The sequence below is a fragment of the Bacteroides sp. genome (assembly GCF_030151085.1).
GTDB lineage: Bacteria > Bacteroidota > Bacteroidia > Bacteroidales > Bacteroidaceae > Bacteroides.
On sequence record NZ_JASLER010000083.1, the window covers coordinates 97,336 to 113,216 of the forward strand.

17 protein-coding genes are annotated in these 15,881 nt (G+C 42.8%); 12 read left to right on the plus strand and 5 right to left on the minus strand.

Annotated elements, in window-relative coordinates:
• Positions 1-96: 96 nt before the first annotated feature.
• The 6 genes from rhaB to Q1W14_RS17120 all read left to right on the plus strand — a co-directional run bounded on the left by rhaB (position 97) and on the right by Q1W14_RS17120 (position 7,350).
• Complete coding sequence (gene rhaB, locus Q1W14_RS17095; RefSeq protein WP_300703586.1) at positions 97-1,557, plus strand: rhamnulokinase; 1,461 nt, start codon at positions 97-99, stop codon at positions 1,555-1,557.
• Between the two features lie 31 nt (positions 1,558-1,588).
• Positions 1,589-2,839, plus strand: a complete 1,251-nt coding sequence (locus tag Q1W14_RS17100) for an L-rhamnose isomerase (RefSeq protein WP_300703587.1) — start codon at positions 1,589-1,591, stop codon at positions 2,837-2,839.
• A gap of 247 nt (positions 2,840-3,086) precedes the next feature.
• Entirely contained in the window at positions 3,087-4,118 is a 1,032-nt protein-coding gene (gene rhaT / locus Q1W14_RS17105; protein ID WP_300703627.1) for an L-rhamnose/proton symporter RhaT, read from the plus strand.
• Between the two features lie 21 nt (positions 4,119-4,139).
• A complete protein-coding gene (rhaD, locus tag Q1W14_RS17110) occupies positions 4,140-4,949 on the plus strand; it encodes a rhamnulose-1-phosphate aldolase (protein WP_300703589.1) in 810 nt (269 codons plus the stop codon).
• Positions 4,950-5,073: 124 nt separating this feature from the next.
• Positions 5,074-6,228 carry a lactaldehyde reductase gene (gene fucO / locus Q1W14_RS17115; protein ID WP_300703590.1) on the plus strand — a complete coding sequence of 385 codons (1,155 nt, stop codon included), beginning with the start codon at positions 5,074-5,076 and terminating at the stop codon, positions 6,226-6,228.
• A 165-nt stretch (positions 6,229-6,393) separates the two neighbouring features.
• Positions 6,394-7,350, plus strand: coding sequence for an AraC family transcriptional regulator (locus Q1W14_RS17120; RefSeq protein ID WP_300703591.1), 957 nt, complete (start codon positions 6,394-6,396; stop codon positions 7,348-7,350).
• A gap of 34 nt (positions 7,351-7,384) precedes the next feature.
• Here Q1W14_RS17120 and Q1W14_RS17125 read toward each other — a convergent pair whose 3' ends face one another.
• Both Q1W14_RS17125 and Q1W14_RS17130 read right to left on the minus strand, forming a co-directional pair.
• Positions 7,385-8,299 (minus strand): transporter, encoded by a 915-nt coding sequence (locus Q1W14_RS17125; protein ID WP_300703593.1) that lies wholly within the window; start codon positions 8,297-8,299, stop codon positions 7,385-7,387.
• A 45-nt stretch (positions 8,300-8,344) separates the two neighbouring features.
• Complete coding sequence (locus tag Q1W14_RS17130; RefSeq protein WP_300703594.1) at positions 8,345-9,121, minus strand: S24 family peptidase; 777 nt, start codon at positions 9,119-9,121, stop codon at positions 8,345-8,347.
• A gap of 587 nt (positions 9,122-9,708) precedes the next feature.
• Between Q1W14_RS17130 and Q1W14_RS17135 the strand changes: the two genes are divergently transcribed.
• The 6 genes from Q1W14_RS17135 (at position 9,709) to Q1W14_RS17160 (ending at position 13,160) form a co-directional block, all read left to right on the plus strand.
• On the plus strand, positions 9,709-10,176 hold the full coding sequence (locus Q1W14_RS17135) for a hypothetical protein (protein WP_300703595.1): 468 nt from the start codon (positions 9,709-9,711) through the stop codon (positions 10,174-10,176).
• A gap of 96 nt (positions 10,177-10,272) precedes the next feature.
• The gene (locus Q1W14_RS17140) at positions 10,273-10,734 is read left to right on the plus strand and encodes a hypothetical protein (RefSeq protein WP_300703596.1); all 462 of its coding nucleotides are present in this window, start codon (positions 10,273-10,275) and stop codon (positions 10,732-10,734) included.
• Positions 10,735-10,807: 73 nt separating this feature from the next.
• The gene (locus Q1W14_RS17145; RefSeq protein WP_300703598.1) at positions 10,808-11,509 is read left to right on the plus strand and encodes a hypothetical protein; all 702 of its coding nucleotides are present in this window, start codon (positions 10,808-10,810) and stop codon (positions 11,507-11,509) included.
• A gap of 60 nt (positions 11,510-11,569) precedes the next feature.
• Positions 11,570-12,016, plus strand: coding sequence for a DUF6808 domain-containing protein (locus tag Q1W14_RS17150; protein WP_300703599.1), 447 nt, complete (start codon positions 11,570-11,572; stop codon positions 12,014-12,016).
• 203 nt (positions 12,017-12,219) lie between these two features.
• On the plus strand, positions 12,220-12,936 hold the full coding sequence (locus tag Q1W14_RS17155) for a hypothetical protein (RefSeq protein WP_300703600.1): 717 nt from the start codon (positions 12,220-12,222) through the stop codon (positions 12,934-12,936).
• Entirely contained in the window at positions 12,912-13,160 is a 249-nt protein-coding gene (locus Q1W14_RS17160; RefSeq protein ID WP_300703601.1) for a hypothetical protein, read from the plus strand. The genes Q1W14_RS17155 and Q1W14_RS17160 overlap by 25 nt, the downstream gene beginning before the upstream one ends.
• A 177-nt stretch (positions 13,161-13,337) precedes the next feature.
• On the opposite strand, the gene Q1W14_RS17165 is transcribed toward Q1W14_RS17160, so the two are convergent.
• The 3 genes from Q1W14_RS17165 to Q1W14_RS17175 all read right to left on the minus strand — a co-directional run bounded on the left by Q1W14_RS17165 (position 13,338) and on the right by Q1W14_RS17175 (position 15,769).
• Positions 13,338-13,862, minus strand: coding sequence for a DUF4468 domain-containing protein (locus Q1W14_RS17165; protein WP_300703602.1), 525 nt, complete (start codon positions 13,860-13,862; stop codon positions 13,338-13,340).
• Positions 13,863-14,123: 261 nt separating this feature from the next.
• A complete protein-coding gene (locus Q1W14_RS17170; protein WP_300703604.1) occupies positions 14,124-14,825 on the minus strand; it encodes a hypothetical protein in 702 nt (233 codons plus the stop codon).
• A gap of 278 nt (positions 14,826-15,103) precedes the next feature.
• Entirely contained in the window at positions 15,104-15,769 is a 666-nt protein-coding gene (locus Q1W14_RS17175; RefSeq protein ID WP_300703605.1) for a hypothetical protein, read from the minus strand.
• Positions 15,770-15,881: the final 112 nt, after the last annotated feature.

Consider the following 15,881-nt stretch of genomic DNA (forward strand, 5'->3'; position numbering starts at 1 on the left):
ATCAAATCTGACATTCTTTCAATCAAAACACTTACAAGAGATAGGGGAGCAATCCCCTATTTTTGTACCATCAAATAGCGACTAAAACTAATTACCATGAAACAATGCTTTTTTGCAGTCGACCTGGGGGCTACCAGCGGTCGTACTATTTTGGGGACTTTTACTTCGAACGGACTGGAACTGGAAGAAGTAAACCGTTTCCCCAATCAACTGATTGAAACCGGAGGACACTTTTACTGGGATATTTATGAACTCTATCGTAACATTATCGACGGGTTGAAACGTGCTGCTCGCCGGGAGGATGTTGAAATAACTTCTATCGGTATTGATACCTGGGGAGTGGATTTTGTTTGTGTGGGCAAGGATGGAGCTTTTCTCCGCCAGCCTTATGCTTATCGTGACCCGCATACCGAGGGTGCTCCCGAAGCTTTCTTTGCCCGCGTGCCTCGCAGCAAGGTTTATGAATGGACGGGCATTCAAGTGATGAACTTCAATTCTTTGTTCCAACTTGATACGTTGCGTCGTAATGAGGATAGCGCACTGGCTGCCGCCGATAAAATCCTCTTCATGCCCGATGCCCTGAGCTATATGCTGACCGGAGAAATGGTAACGGAATACACGATTGCCACGACCGCCCAGCTTGTTAATGCTCATACCCGTAAACTGGAATCTTCCTTGCTTCGCGAACTTGGATTGACTGAGGCGAACTTCGGACGTTTTGTTTATCCCGGCGAAAGCGTCGGAGTGCTGACAGAAGAAGTGCAACGCATCACCGGTCTTGGCGCCATCCCCGTGATAGCCGTAGCCGGACACGATACCGCTTCGGCTGTAGCGGCCGTACCTGCCATGAACCGGAACTTTGCTTATCTAAGCAGTGGTACCTGGTCGTTGATGGGGGTAGAAACTGATGCTCCCGTTATAACTAAGGAGACCGAAGAACTGAACTTCACCAATGAAGGAGGCGTAGATGGTACCATCCGTCTGCTGAAAAATATTTGTGGCATGTGGCTGCTGGAACGTTGCCGTGCCGATTGGGGTGAGACATCTTATCCCGAACTGATAGCCGAGGCTGAGGCTTGCGAACCTTTCCGCAGTCTGATAAATCCGGATGATGCCCTATTTGCCAACCCTGCCGATATGGAACAAGCTATAAAGACGTATTGCGCTGCTCGTCATCAGCCCGTCCCCGAAACCCGTGGACAGGTGGTACGTTGCATCTTCGAAAGTCTTGCCTTGCGCTACCGTCAGGTACTGGAGCATCTTCGCAACCTTTCACCGCGTCCGGTAGAAGCCTTGCACGTGATAGGCGGCGGAAGCCGTAATGACTTGCTGAACCAATGGACAGCTAATGCGGCAGGTATTTCCGTTATTGCCGGCCCGTCGGAAGCAACAGCCATCGGCAACGTGATGATTCAGGCGTTGACAGCCGGAGCAGCAAAAGATGTGACCTCCATGCGTCAGCTCATTAACCGCTCCATTCCATTAAAGACTTTTCAACCGCAAGATACGGAAGTATGGAATACCGCTTATCTGCACTTCAAACAAATGACAGATTAATCAATAACTAATAACTTAAAGACTCACTATCATGAAAGAAGAACTGATTTTAAAGGCCTATGAAGTGGCTAAAGAACGTTACGCTGCTATCGGCATCAATGTAGACGAGGCAATGGATGCCTTGCAAAAGATTTCCCTCTCCCTGCATTGCTGGCAAGCGGACGATGTAGCCGGATTCGAGGCACAAGGCTCACTGACCGGCGGTATTCAGGCTACGGGCAACTATCCCGGCAAAGCACGTAATATGGAAGAACTGCGTCAGGACGTACTGAAAGCAGCATCCTATATCCCCGGTACCCACCGCTTGAACCTGCACGAAATCTATGGTGACTTCGGCGGAAAGTTCGTAGACCGTGACCAGGTAGAACCCGCACACTTCGAAAGTTGGATGCAATGGGCTGCCGAAAACAATATGAAACTCGATTTCAACTCCACCTCTTTCTCCCATGCGAAGAGCGGCAATCTTTCTTTGTCCAACCCCGACAAGGCAATCCGTGACTTCTGGGTAGAACATACCATCCGTTGCCGTGCCATTGCCGAAGAGATGGGCCGTCGTCAGGGAGATCCTTGTATCATGAATCTGTGGGTGCACGATGGTAGCAAGGACATCACCGTGAACCGTATGAAGTATCGTGAATTATTGAAGGAATCTCTCGACCGCATCTTCGAAAAGGAATACCGGAATATGCGCGATTGTGTGGAGTCTAAAGTCTTCGGTATCGGTCTGGAAAGCTATACGGTAGGTTCTAATGACTTCTATATCGGTTATGGCGTTAGTCGAGGCAAGATTGTGACGCTGGATACCGGTCACTTCCACCCAACGGAAAGTGTAGCGGACAAGCTCTCTTCGCTGCTGCTCTTTATCCCTGAAATCATGTTGCACGTCAGCCGTCCGGTACGTTGGGACTCCGATCACGTGACGATTATGAACGACGATACGCTGGATCTGTGCAAGGAAATAGTTCGCTGTGGTGCACTGAACCGTGTGCATATCGGTCTTGATTACTTTGATGCTTCTATCAACCGTATCGGTGCTTACGTCATCGGTAGCCGTGCCACTCAGAAGTGCATGATGCAGGCATTGCTCGAACCGCTTGCCCTGCTGCGCCAGTATGAAGCAAACGATCAGGGCTTCGAACGTCTCGCCTTGCTCGAAGAGGCAAAATCTCTGCCTTGGAATGCCGTTTGGGATATGTTCTGCTTGAAGAATGGCGTACCTGTTGGTGAAGAATTTATCGCCGAGATACAGAAATACGAGGCCGAAGTTACTTCTAAACGCTGAAAAAGATGTACATTTGCAGGAGGCACGGAAGGGGGTGATAAGGACATACGTATGTCATCGGTCATGAGATACGTATGTCTCCACTCATGAGATACGTATGTCATGACCTATGAGATACGTATCTCTCTACCTATGACATCCGCATGTCACTACCGGTGACAGACACATGTCTCCAATGTCCTCACTTGTGTCTCTGCAAGTGCTTCATTATATGGCAGTTATAACTGATGTGAAAAGAACTAAAAACATGAATACACTGATAGGATTATTGATAATCGCCATCGGCAGCTTCGGTCAGAGCAGCTCGTATGTGCCGATAAAAAAGATTGACGGATGGTCTTGGGAAAGCTTTTGGCTGGTACAAGGTATCTTTGCGTGGCTCGTCTTCCCGTTGTTGGGGGCGCTGCTTGCTATTCCGGCAGGTAGTAGCCTGATGGAACTTTGGGGTGCAGGCGGTGCAATGCCTGCTATGGTTTACGGCGTGCTGTGGGGCGTAGGCGGACTCACTTTCGGCCTGAGCATGCGTTATCTGGGTGTTGCGCTCGGTCAGAGTATCGCTCTGGGTACCTGTGCAGGCTTCGGTACACTGTTTCCTGCTCTCTTTGCCGGGAAAGATCTCTTGCATGGCGAGGGGCTGATGCTGCTCATCGGGGTTTGTATCACCTTGGCAGGTATCGCCGTTATCGGTTATGCCGGCGGCTTGCGTTCAAAGAATATGAGCGACGAGGAGAAGAAGAAAGCGGTGAAAGATTTCGCCTTAACCAAAGGTCTGCTGGTTGCCCTGCTGGCAGGTGTGATGAGCGCCTGTTTCGCTCTCGGACTGGATGCCGGTACGCCCATCAAGGAAGCTGCACTGGCGGGTGGCGTTGCTCCGTTGTATGCCGGACTTCCCGTTATCTTCCTCGTTACATTGGGCGGTTTCTTTACGAACGCCGTCTATTGCATTCAGCAGAACATCAAGAACAAGACCGGACGGGAGTACTTCTCCGTTCGGGGCGGAGTGTTTACGAATAATCTCCTGTTCTGTGCCCTTGCTGGTGTACTGTGGTATTCGCAATTCTTCGGCCTTGAAATGGGGAAGAGCTTCCTGACGGATAGCCCCGTGCTGCTCGCTTTCTCATGGAGTATCCTGATGTCGCTCAATGTCACCTTCAGCAATGTCTGGGGCATTCTTCTGAAAGAATGGAAAGGCTGTGGCTCGAAGACAATCGGTGTGCTGGTTCTGGGACTGGCGGTGCTGATTGCTTCGATTATTGTAGTGGCAATAGCTCAGAATTAAACGAAACTAATTTCTAACTATATGAATTCAATCTTAACCAATCGCCCCCTCTTGGCTGCCGAAGTGAACAAGGTAGCCGAAGTAGCCGGTTATCTCTGGCAAAAAGGCTGGGCGGAACGTAACGGTGGTAACATCACCGTAAACATTACCGAATACGTGGACGAAGCCATTCAGGCTATGCCCGCTATTAGCGAAGCAAAACCTATCGGCGCCACCTTGCCGCACCTGAAAGGCTGCTACTTCTACTGCAAAGGCACCAACAAGCGTATGCGCGACCTTGCCCGCTGGCCCATGGCGAACGGCTCCGTCATCCGCATACTCGACGATTGCGCCAGCTATGTCATCATAGCCGACCAACCGGTACAACCCACCTCCGAGCTCCCGTCACACCTCAGCGTGCACAACCAGCTCATCGCCAAAGGCTCTCCTTACAAAGCCTCCGTGCATACCCATCCCATCGAACTGATTGCGATGACCCACTGCCCGAAGTATCTGGAGAAAGATGTCGCCACCAACCTGCTTTGGAGCATGATTCCCGAAACCAAGGCTTTCTGTCCCCGTGGTCTCGGCATCATCCCCTATAAGCTCCCCAGCTCGGTAGAACTGGCCGGGGCCACCATGCGTGAACTCGAAGATTACGACGTCGTCATGTGGGAAAAGCATGGCGTCTTCGCCGTAGATGTCGATGCCATGGCCGCCTTCGACCAGATAGACGTATTGAACAAATCCGCCCTCATCTATATCGCCGCCAAGAACATGGGCTTCGAACCGGACGGCATGAGCCAATTGCAAATGCAGGAAATGTCCGTAGCCTTCAATTTGCCAAAATAAAATAAGGTACGATTTAACGATTTACGAGGTACGATTGAGCTGCGCTATAATACCGCATGGCAAATCGTACCTCGTAAATCGTACCTCGTAAATCGTTAAATCGTACATTTAAAAATATAATCTTATGTATAGAATGATATTAAATGAAACCTCTTACTTTGGAGCCGGCTGTCGTCAGATGATTGCTGTAGAGGTTGCCCGTCGTGGTTTCAAAAAGGCTTTCTTTGTAACCGATAAGGACTTGATCCGTTTTAAGGTCGCTGATAAGGTGATTGAAGTGTTCGAAAAGAACCAAATCCCTTACGAACTCTTCAGTGATGTAAAAGCCAACCCCACCATTGCCAATGTGCAGAATGGTGTGAAGGCTTTTAAAGCCTCCGGTGCCGACTTTATCGTCGCTCTGGGTGGCGGTTCCTCTATCGACACTGCCAAAGGCATTGGCATCGTAGTCAATAACCCCGACTTTGCCGATGTGAAGTCGCTCGAAGGCGTAGCCGATACCCGTCAGAAGGCAATCCCCACTTTCGCCTTGCCCACTACTGCCGGTACTGCTGCCGAAGTGACTATCAACTACGTTATCATCGACGAAGACGCCAAGAAGAAAATGGTTTGCGTCGACCCCAATGACATCCCCGCAGTGGCTATCGTCGACCCCGAACTGATGTACTCCATGCCCAAAGGTCTGACCGCCGCTACCGGTATGGACGCCCTGACCCATGCCATCGAGAGCTTCATTACTCCGGGTGCTTGGGCCATGTCGGACATGTTCGAACTGAAAGCCATCGAAATGATTGCCGCCAACCTGAAAGCTGCCGTTGACAACGGTAACGATGCCGCCGCCCGCGATGCCATGTCTCAGGCACAGTATATCGCAGGTATGGGTTTCAGCAACGTAGGTCTGGGCATTGTACACTCTATGGCACATCCGCTCGGCGCTCATTACGATACTCCGCACGGAGTGGCAAATGCCCTGCTGCTGCCTTACGTCATGGAATATAATGCAGCATCTCCTGCGGCTCCCAAATACACGCAGATAGCCCGTGCAATGGGTGTAAATACCGAAGGTATGAGCGAAGCCGAAGGTGTAAGTGCTGCCATCGAAGCAGTAAAGAATCTCTCTCTTAGCATTGGCATCCCGCAGAAACTGCACGAAATCAATGTTCGTGAAGAAGACCTCCACCAATTGGCTATCGATGCTTTCAACGATGTATGTACCGGAGGTAATCCGCGTCCTACTTCCGTCGAAGAGATTGAAGCATTGTATCGCAAAGCATTCTAAAATCGACAACCTGCTACTACAATCGGTTTGCTTACTGCAACCAGTTTGCTAATCCCCAATCGGTTTGTTAATCCCCCTCACAGAGAACATTATTTTCTGTGAGGGGTCTCTTTTCTCAGGAATAATCTCTACTTTTGTCGCTAAGCATCATGAAAAGCACTTGGTATGGCGAAGGATTATAATGATTCAGGAGTAGAATTCAAATATCTGATTGTAAATGATATGGACCGGAAATATGGCCTATGGGTAAATACCGTAGGCTTTCAGTCTATTCAGCCGGATTCTCCTTATCCTTTGAAGGATCACCCTTCCGGTTACTTCTTTAACGCTCAGAAGGGGCGTGTCTTGCGCGAATACCAATTAGTCTATATCACCAAAGGCCGCGGATTGTTCTCTTCCGAATCTACTGCCGAGAAGCAAGTCTGCCGGGGCCGTCTGATTGTTCTTTTCCCCGATCAGTGGCATACCTATCACCCTTACCGGCAAACGGGCTGGAACGAATACTATATCGGCTTCGAAGGTCCCGTTATCGACGATTTAGTGCGGGGCGGCTTCCTGTCTAAAGATAACCAGGTTCTCGAAGTCGGCCTCGATGAAGAACTGGTCTCTCTGTTCTCCCGTGCATTGGAGATAGCCGAAGGCGATAAGATTTCTTCCCAACAGTATCTTGCCGGTATTGTATTGCACATGGTAGGAATGATTCTTTCCATCTCCAAAAATAAGATATTCGAAGTGGGGGATGTAGATCAGAAGATTGAGCAGGCCAAGATTATTATGAACGAAAATGTCTTTAAGGAGGTTGATCCCGAAGAACTTGCCATGCGATTGAATATCAGCTATTCCTGGTTTCGCAAAGTCTTTAAAGAGTATACCGGTTATGCCCCTGCCAAATACTTTCAGGAACTAAAGTTGCGTAAGGCAAAGCAACTTCTCGTTGGTACTTCGCAGTCTGTAAAGGAAATCTCCTATATGCTCGATTATAAATCTACCGAACATTTCTTCTCCTTGTTTAAAAAGCATACAGGTTTTACTCCGCTGGAGTATCGCTCTTTCGGGCGGGAGACGGATAGCGAAAGCCTCACCCCCGACCCCTCTCCGAAGGCGAGGGGAGAGGAGGAGTAGGGCTAATAAGAAGGGGCAGAGCTGTTGGAAAGGCTTAAGGATGAATTTTGTAACTGACAAAAGCAACCTTTTTGCTATCCGGTGCCCATGAGTTGACATTGATTGTTCCTTGTCCACCAAAAAGTTTTACCAGTGTTTGGGGTTCTCCACCAGTGGCAGGCATAATGCGAAGTTCTACATTTTTGTTTGGTAAGTGTTCGCCCGGCTCCAGGTCGCCTTTGTAATAGGTGATAAAGAGGACGGATTTGCCGTCGGGTGAAATATGCGGGAACCATGAGTTGCGGGTCTCGTCGAAGGTCATTTGAGTTTGTTCCGAACCGTCTGTTTTCATACGCCATACCTGCATAAGTCCGGTCCGTACGGAGTTGAACCAAATGTACTGTCCACAGGGAGAATATTCCGGACCATCATCCAATCCTTCCGCTGTTGTAAGGCGGGTTTCTTCGCCTCCTTCCGCCGGAATTGTATAGACATCGTAATTACCGTTCCGTTCGGCGCAATAGGCGAGTTGTTTTCCATCGGGACTCCAGCCGTGCAGGTAACTAGGTGCCAAAGGAGTAATCAGACGGGGAGTACCACCGGTTATCGGCAAAGTATATATGCGCGATTTATGGTCTTCCTTTGTTCCGTGGCTGATAGCTATTTGTTTTCCATCGGCTGCAATAACGTGATCGTTGTTGCAGTCTTGGGCAAAACCTGTATTTATCTGTTCCGGTTCGGCGGGAGAAGTGGGAGAAATACGGTAGAGCTTTCCATCGCTGTTATATACCAGCCACTGTCCGTCAGGTGTCCAGTTAGGCGCTTCAATCCGGTAGGGGAATTCTTTTACAACGGTTCTGTTTCCGTTGGTAACGTCCAGTATCTCGAGGATGCTGGTGACCTTGCTGGGTTGCTGGGCAGTTGCTGTCAGCGTAATAGCAGTGAAGAGAAGGGTTGAGCAGGTTTTCATACTTATATATTTATTAGTAAGGTATTACAAAAGGCTGTTGATTTATTATCTTCTTCTTGGTCTGACAGATTCTATCACATTAAAGATCTGTTTAACTTCGCACAGATCAATGACTTTATCTTCATACATATCATTGAGTGAATGTATGGTTATTGTATGGTTTTCAACGTTATGGTCAATAATCCGTTTAACTATTATTCCTTCTGCATGTACAATGACGAAATCCCATTTGCGCAAATGCAGTTTTGATGTAGCCCAAAGATAAGGTGCTACTTCCCTACAATAAAGTCTGTCTCCTTCGAGATAACTGTCTTCGGTTCCGTCGTTCATGCTATCCCCCTTTACCTCGAATGCTATATAATTTCCGTGCCCTTCTCTATCTACAATGAATGGTATTTGTGGCAATTGATTTAAATAAGTGACATCGGTATATCCATCTAAATATCCGGCATAAGCAAATTGGTTCACAAGCGGAACATATACAACATCTTGTAGTATGGGCACAGCCTCATTATTTACAGGTACGGAATTCTTCAGCATCTTTCCTTCACCTGACAATAGCCATTCTTCGGAAAATATATCATCGAAGGCTTTATTGAATCTTCTCAAGAATCCTTCAGTCATATATCTGACATTGCCTTTAAAAGCATAGTTGACGTTTGTACTATTATTATATCCCATTAGTCTGGCAATGTCTTTCTGAGTAGATGTCTGAGATACTTTTTCTGTTGAAGTCAGATAAGAAACAGCCCTGTTTAATCTCCCAAGTCTTTCTTTGGCAAGATTTTCTTTAGCATTCTCTAATTCTTCTTTTAGGGTCATATCAATGTCTTTTATTTATGTATTGTACTTATTATATTAGTATACTATGATCGGGCTAATTCACCAAAATATAGCGATGTTCCTAAATAATATCTGCTATATGTATTTAATAAGGTGAAAACTCGTTCAATCGTTAAACGATGCAAATATACTAATTATTTTAGTATAAATCATCCTGGATACTGAAATAATTAGTATATTTGCAGCATCAATCAATTACAAAGGTAACTGATTGGAAGTAGAAATCAAAAAAATAGTTCTTTGAAATAATGTAAAGGCCTCTTATAGGTGTGTAACTTATGGGAGTAGCTGACAAGACAAATAAACGTACATAAACAAGTTGGGGCTTGTGAGCTGTACAATGTATAACAATTAAAAGAAAACACCGCAAAGAATCGTCTTAGAGCAGTAGGCATACAGGTTAGGCGTCTGTACTGTTTTCGCAATAAATATTTAGAGCTTATTTCAGTTTTCTTCAATATCCTTTTGAGGAAAATAGAAACCGGCTCGTAGTATATCCTTCGAATTGAAAGTAAGGATGAATTTATAAACAATAATTTCTAATTAATTTTTAAACACTTAAAATTATGGCACAATTATCTTGGGGAAAACCCTCAATTGAATTCGGCAAATGTGGTGTTGATGGTACAACACCTACTACATGGACAAAATTAGCATACGATCCGGTTGAGAACTCAACTAAGCTGACACCTACCAAAGGTGAGAAAAAGGAAGCTAAAGTGGAAGGCGGCGAGAATGAAGCCGTTAAGTATGCAAAAAATACTTATGCATTCGAGTTTGAGGTTCGTGCTGCTAAAGGCCGTACCAAACCTATTCCTGATGCTGACGGAGTAGTTGAAGGTGAATATGCAGTTCGCCTCACTCCTGAAGATCCTACAGTTGAAGGTATTTTGATAGACAAAGCTACCGTATCGGTTGAAGAAACCTTTGATACGGCTGAAGGTAAGAAGTGGAAATATACTTTTGATGTATTGAAACCGGCTTTGGGTAATCAGGTAAAGCCTTATACAGCTTCTGCTCCCGCTAAGGAGTAATCTGACTGATATATCCGGCTTGCCCTTAGGTGTACAATGAGGGCAAACCATCTAATAAACAACAACAACTTATTAATTTTTAAAACATTTAGAATTATGGCACAGTTATCATGGGGAAAACCCTCAATTGAATTCGGCAAATGCGGCGCTAATGGTGCAGCTCCTACTACATGGACAAAGTTAGCATACGATCCGGTTGAAAACTCAACTAAGTTGACCCCTACCAAGGGCGAAAAGAAAGAAGCTAAGGTGGAAGGCGGCGAGAATGAAGCCGTTAAGTATGCAAAGAATACGTTTGTATTCGAGTTTGAAGTTCGTGCAGCCAAAGGGCGCACCAAACCTATTGAAGATTCCGATGGAGTAGTAGACGGAGAATACGCCGTTCGTCTTACCCCGGAAGATACTACAGTAGAAGGTATTCTGATTGATAAAGCTACCGTATCGGTAGAAGAAACATTCGATACCGCCGAAGGTAAGAAGTGGAAATACACTTTCGATGTATTGAAACCGGTTGAAGGAAATCAGGTGAAGCCTTATACGGCTCCTGTTCAATCTTAAGAAATAGAAACTTCAGAACCAGAAAGAGTGCCGATTGAGGCACTCTTTACTAACCTTTCAATTACCAATCAGTATGAATAAACAGACCGAAATGAACGTAGCCGATGCTATTATAGAGAAACCAATCAGGTTCAACGTGGGCAAACAGAAATATAGCATCCATCCTCCTACATTAGGAAAAACTCAGATATTGAAGAATCTTTATTTGAGTTTGGACATAAATGCTCAGTTGCTGTCATTGAATCCTTTGGCTGAGGCTATCCGCATCAGTAGAGAGAATCCTGACGTTGTTTGTCAAATAATAGCCTATTCCACTTTCAATGATAAAAATAGTATCATGAATACCGAAAAAGTATTTCAGAGAGCCAAAACATTGAAAGAACACCTCACTACCGAAGACTTGGCGACACTTCTATCCCTTATTCTCTCGAACGACAAAACGGACGAATTCATTAAATACTTCAAAATCGATGCCGATAAAGAGTTAAGAGAACGTATCAGCCGGATTAAAGGTGAAAGTAACAGTCTTACTTTTGGCGGAAAGAGTATTTATGGTCTTTTGATAGACTTTGCCTGTCAACGCTATGGCTGGACTATGGATTACATTCTTTGGGGAATCAGTTACGTTAATCTGAACATGCTTTTTGCCGATGCCATCACTACCGTTTATCTCACCGATGAGGAGCGGAAACAATTAGGAATGGGCTTCGGACAATCCATCAATGCTGATGATCCGGCGAACAGAGATTTGATTCGAGAGCTTATTAGCGAATAAGGCTGTATGTGGTTATATTTATTTTATTCGGGTGCATGAAATCGTAGGAGAAATGAATTTATGAAAATATTACCTTGGATATTAGTTGTTCTGCTCGCTATAGCTTGTGTGGCGGCTTGGTTTCGTCCACACGAACCTCAAGTGGAAATAAAAAGGGAGACAAAGATAAGAACTACTTTGAAGGTGGATACATTGTTCATCTCTGCCCCGATGGTTACTTTCTTTCGAATTACGACGGATACCATCCGTGTCGGTGATACAGTTGTTCGACGCGAACAAGCTGTGTATGAGGATAGCCTTTATCGTGCTTGGGTCAGCGGGTACCGTCCAAGGCTCGATAGCATTGAAGTATTTCCGCGAACTGTTACTCACACGATAGCTAACGATATTTATCACTCCATTACACCGAAACGTAAACGCTGGGGAGTTGGCTTACAGGCAGGTTATGGTTATCCCGGAGGATTTTATATCGGCGGTGGGATAAGCTATAATATTTTTCAGTGGTAGAAATTATATGGGATTTCCCATTTTGTGTAAGATACATATAGAGAAAGATATAAAACAAAACAGTTTTTTTTCGTTCCTGCTTCCACACCTCCACTCTTTTTCTGTATCTCCCTGTTCATCGGCATTACAGAGGTGGTGGAAGCAAATTTAAAAGGTGTAGGCAAATTTTGCCTACACCGCATATCTCGTAACGCATGGTGTGTTTGCTCCAAACTGACCATCTGTTTAGTTCAAACGCATCATCTGTTTGCCTTGAACACACTATCCGTTTTGCCACACCTCAACGTCCCGAATGCCGGGGCTTTTCACCAAAATCACAGGGCTTTGCTATGGTCTATTTATTCGCCCGAATGAATGGAGTGACATCAATAACCTACCAAACATTGCTTGCTCTTTATGATCGTCTTGTTCAATCAATTGCTGAGTTAATGCCTAAAGTCGAAAAGCAAAATTGGGACGATACTAATATAAATAATTTTTCTGTTTTAGGTACATTGGTTCAAAATGTGGATAGTGAAATGGGGAAGCAATATTATTTGCTTTTATATCGTTATGCTTCTCTTATAGTCAAAGCAGATGGCACTATTACAGATAAGGAATCTGAGTTTCTGAAAAGTCTATTTTCCCTTAGAAAAGATGACACAAAACAATCGGAATTGCAACAAAGTATTGATACGCCAAGCAATAGCGGAATGAACCAGTTGCGCCGGCTGGTTGGGCTTGGTTTAGTAAAGCAGGAAGTAGCTACATTAATCAATTTTATTGAGATAAGAAAAATGCGTGAAGCAAAAGGAATGAAAGCTCCTGATTTGTCGTATCATTGTGTTTTTATAGGAAATCCAGGTACAGGAAAGACTACAGTTGCCCGCATTTTGGCAAATGTTTATAGAGAACGATGCAGATTTTCCTTGATAATTTGAAGCGGTATGACTACTTTATTACTAATGAAGCTAAAGAGAAAGTGAGGTTACTGATTTCGAAAGCTATCATTAATAAAGATCGTAATTTTGGAAATGCTCGTTGGGTTCGTAACATCTTTGAAAAGACATTAGAAATTCAAGCTAACCGTTTGGCGGTCGAAGGGAATATTTCGAATGAAGCTTTGATAACTATTACAGAAAAAGATATAATGGTTGAAGTGTGATAAATAGCATTTAGTATGATGATTATTTAATGGAATTTATCATTAATCTGATTTATTTCAACTTAGGTAAGGTTGATCTATTTATTGACAAATCCGATTGGCTTAATCTTATAAGCTAATCGGATTTGTAAAATCATCAATAATTGTGTTTAGAATCTGACTTATTAACAGACTCAATTAAAAATCATCATTAGTATTAATATACTTATTATACTGGTTCATGATTTCAGAGAATTCTTTGTCTAAATCTTGCATCATTGCTATTGCTTTTTTCTTTGAAATACCTTTTCCTAAACTTTTTGTATCAGGAGCATTCTCGCCGGTAAAATAAGGTATTAAAGGAATATCATGTTCTGTTCCTAACCCAGTTTGTTTGGCAGATAGACATCGAATATCATAAACTTCAACTTTGTATTTATTGTCTTTGAATCTAAATTTTGTAAGGTATTCGTAATCATAAACACATTTTAGTCCCATTCCAACATTGATGGAAAATTCTTTTTCTGTTTTTACTTGTATGATACCACCATCTTTATCCTCATTCTGAATTGACCACTTGGGATTATTCCATTTGTCTGTAATAAACATCTTTGTTTTTGTGAAAAGTTCATCTTTACTCATCTGAACTTCTTTAGTTTCTTCAATTTGGGCATGCAATGCAAATGGTAATATTGCAAAAAATAGCAGTAAAATCTTTTTCATAAATTCGTGTTTTAAAATTAATTATATGCAAATAAACAAAGAATAATCAATATAATCAAGTGTGCCCCGAATTATATAGGAGATTCTTCCTTCGGTACTTAACTTGGTTCAGAGGGCAATCACGCAGAATTAATCTATCTGTATGATTTTTATATATAAAAGCTGAACTATATTCATTTTAATCCTGTACAGTAAGAAATCGATAGTAGTCCAGAAGACTATCTTTATAATTCTGCATAATGCAAGAGGAAAGGGGTTGCCTTATTTCTTGATGGGAGCTACTGGCTCTAACCACTTGTAAAAGTCCCTTAAGGGCATTTCAAAATAACATTCTGAAAATAGATCGTAGTCTTTTCCCCATCTCTCATCTTTTTGGTAGGGCAATAAAAAACGTACCATTTTACCATCATCGGCAATTCTGATTTGCATGAAATCTTTTTTATTATTTTTATTAGCGTTTTCAATGATATCAGTGGTAATTTTAGAAAAATCAGATTTATAGTTGAATAAATGGTTGTTAAAGTGCCTAAATGAATTAATAGTTTTTGAGTTTTTATCTAGATGGAATATTTGCTCAAATTCGGAGGCGATGAAGAAATATAGAATATCAGTTTTACTACTACTACCGCCACCCTGATATTTGTAAACATCGCCGGACTTTACTATAAAGTCGCTTGGACCGGAACCGAGGAAATTTCTAACTAATACATAGTATAAAGTATCATTGAGTGTTGTAGTCTTTACTGTTAATTTGTCGAACTTTTGTGTTTCGTCAAATAGCGCATGAGTTATTTGATTTTTTTCACTTTTCCATTCTCCAGTGGTACCCCTATAACCCATGACTTTCTTAAGTGCTTTTGTCGTTTTATCGAATTGGAGATATGTTTCTGTATTAATTCTTTCTTGGCTAAAAGATAGAATAGATATAAATGATAATGCTATGCCAATCAGTACTGTCTTCATTTTATTATAATTTATAAATAGATACTTTTTTATATGTTAGTCGTTTTTCAAAGTTATCCTTCGCAGCGGATGTTTTTTATCCGCTGCTTTTGAGTATTAGAATCTCGAGATTCGCTTATTCCTTATTTGCCTAATCCTTCTGCTTGGAATTGTCAGGAAATCAGATTTTTTGATCTTTGATTTTAATCGGATTTGGAAATCCTTATACTCGAGATAGCCGGATGACACATCCAGCTGAACGGGCACATCCGGCTAGACGGGGCAGTTTGATGGTCTTTTTAGAAGATTGCAGATTGTTCAATAACATGAGGTTCTCCTTTATATTTGATGCGGAAAAGATTTTCATTCTGTTTAGTGTCTTCATTAAAATAAATAAAGCATTCTGTTATTGTAATTTCTTCACCAGCGTGTATGATAATCCCTTTTCCAGCTTTCATATACATATTGAAGTTATCGATATCGTCTTTATGGTCTTTTGCAAAATTTATTAAGAATCTCAAACTGGAGATGTAGTTCTCATCATCAACTACGGCTAAGGCATCATCTGCTAATTTGATATTTTTCCCTGCATAATTTTCATTTGTAATGGGTATATCTGTATTTATATTTTTCTCTTTGTATTTAAATGTCATATTTTCTTTTGGTATAGTGCGTATATCATACTCTTTTACATCCAATACTCTTTTTCCTAAGGTTTCAATAGTATATGTACTTTGTACCATAACTCCGAAACTGTTTTTGGCACCGATATTAAGTACAAATCTTGCATTTGCATCGCTTTTATTTATAATTTCTTCGCTATGAATAATTAAAGATTCGGGATCTTTCAATGTTTCTTTGAAATACTCTTTGTAGGCAATTCGACCTTCGGTTACAGATGTTTTTTCGCATGCGCTTAGTATGAATAGGGTAGCGAGTAGGAAGAAAATAATTAGCTTATTCATGATAATTGATTTTGAGTGAATATTGTAGATGAACTAAATAATATACAAAATTACTACAAAATTCAGTTAACACAAATAATAAAATAATAATCATATAAGATAATTTAATTTA

Excerpts from the sequence above, each read along its gene's own strand:
- rhaB (WP_300703586.1), top strand. The coding sequence starts at position 97 with ATGAAACAATGCTTTTTTGCAGTCGACCTGGGGGCTACCAGCGGTCGT.
- Q1W14_RS17100 (WP_300703587.1), top strand. The coding sequence starts at position 1,589 with ATGAAAGAAGAACTGATTTTAAAGGCCTATGAAGTGGCTAAAGAACGT.
- rhaT (WP_300703627.1), top strand. The coding sequence starts at position 3,087 with ATGAATACACTGATAGGATTATTGATAATCGCCATCGGCAGCTTCGGT.
- rhaD (WP_300703589.1), top strand. The coding sequence starts at position 4,140 with ATGAATTCAATCTTAACCAATCGCCCCCTCTTGGCTGCCGAAGTGAAC.
- fucO (WP_300703590.1), top strand. The coding sequence starts at position 5,074 with ATGTATAGAATGATATTAAATGAAACCTCTTACTTTGGAGCCGGCTGT.
- Q1W14_RS17120 (WP_300703591.1), top strand. The coding sequence starts at position 6,394 with ATGGCGAAGGATTATAATGATTCAGGAGTAGAATTCAAATATCTGATT.
- Q1W14_RS17125 (WP_300703593.1), bottom strand. The coding sequence starts at position 8,299 with ATGAAAACCTGCTCAACCCTTCTCTTCACTGCTATTACGCTGACAGCA.
- Q1W14_RS17130 (WP_300703594.1), bottom strand. The coding sequence starts at position 9,121 with ATGACCCTAAAAGAAGAATTAGAGAATGCTAAAGAAAATCTTGCCAAA.
- Q1W14_RS17135 (WP_300703595.1), top strand. The coding sequence starts at position 9,709 with ATGGCACAATTATCTTGGGGAAAACCCTCAATTGAATTCGGCAAATGT.
- Q1W14_RS17140 (WP_300703596.1), top strand. The coding sequence starts at position 10,273 with ATGGCACAGTTATCATGGGGAAAACCCTCAATTGAATTCGGCAAATGC.
- Q1W14_RS17145 (WP_300703598.1), top strand. The coding sequence starts at position 10,808 with ATGAATAAACAGACCGAAATGAACGTAGCCGATGCTATTATAGAGAAA.
- Q1W14_RS17150 (WP_300703599.1), top strand. The coding sequence starts at position 11,570 with ATGAAAATATTACCTTGGATATTAGTTGTTCTGCTCGCTATAGCTTGT.
- Q1W14_RS17160 (WP_300703601.1), top strand. The coding sequence starts at position 12,912 with ATGCAGATTTTCCTTGATAATTTGAAGCGGTATGACTACTTTATTACT.
- Q1W14_RS17165 (WP_300703602.1), bottom strand. The coding sequence starts at position 13,862 with ATGAAAAAGATTTTACTGCTATTTTTTGCAATATTACCATTTGCATTG.
- Q1W14_RS17170 (WP_300703604.1), bottom strand. The coding sequence starts at position 14,825 with ATGAAGACAGTACTGATTGGCATAGCATTATCATTTATATCTATTCTA.
- Q1W14_RS17175 (WP_300703605.1), bottom strand. The coding sequence starts at position 15,769 with ATGAATAAGCTAATTATTTTCTTCCTACTCGCTACCCTATTCATACTA.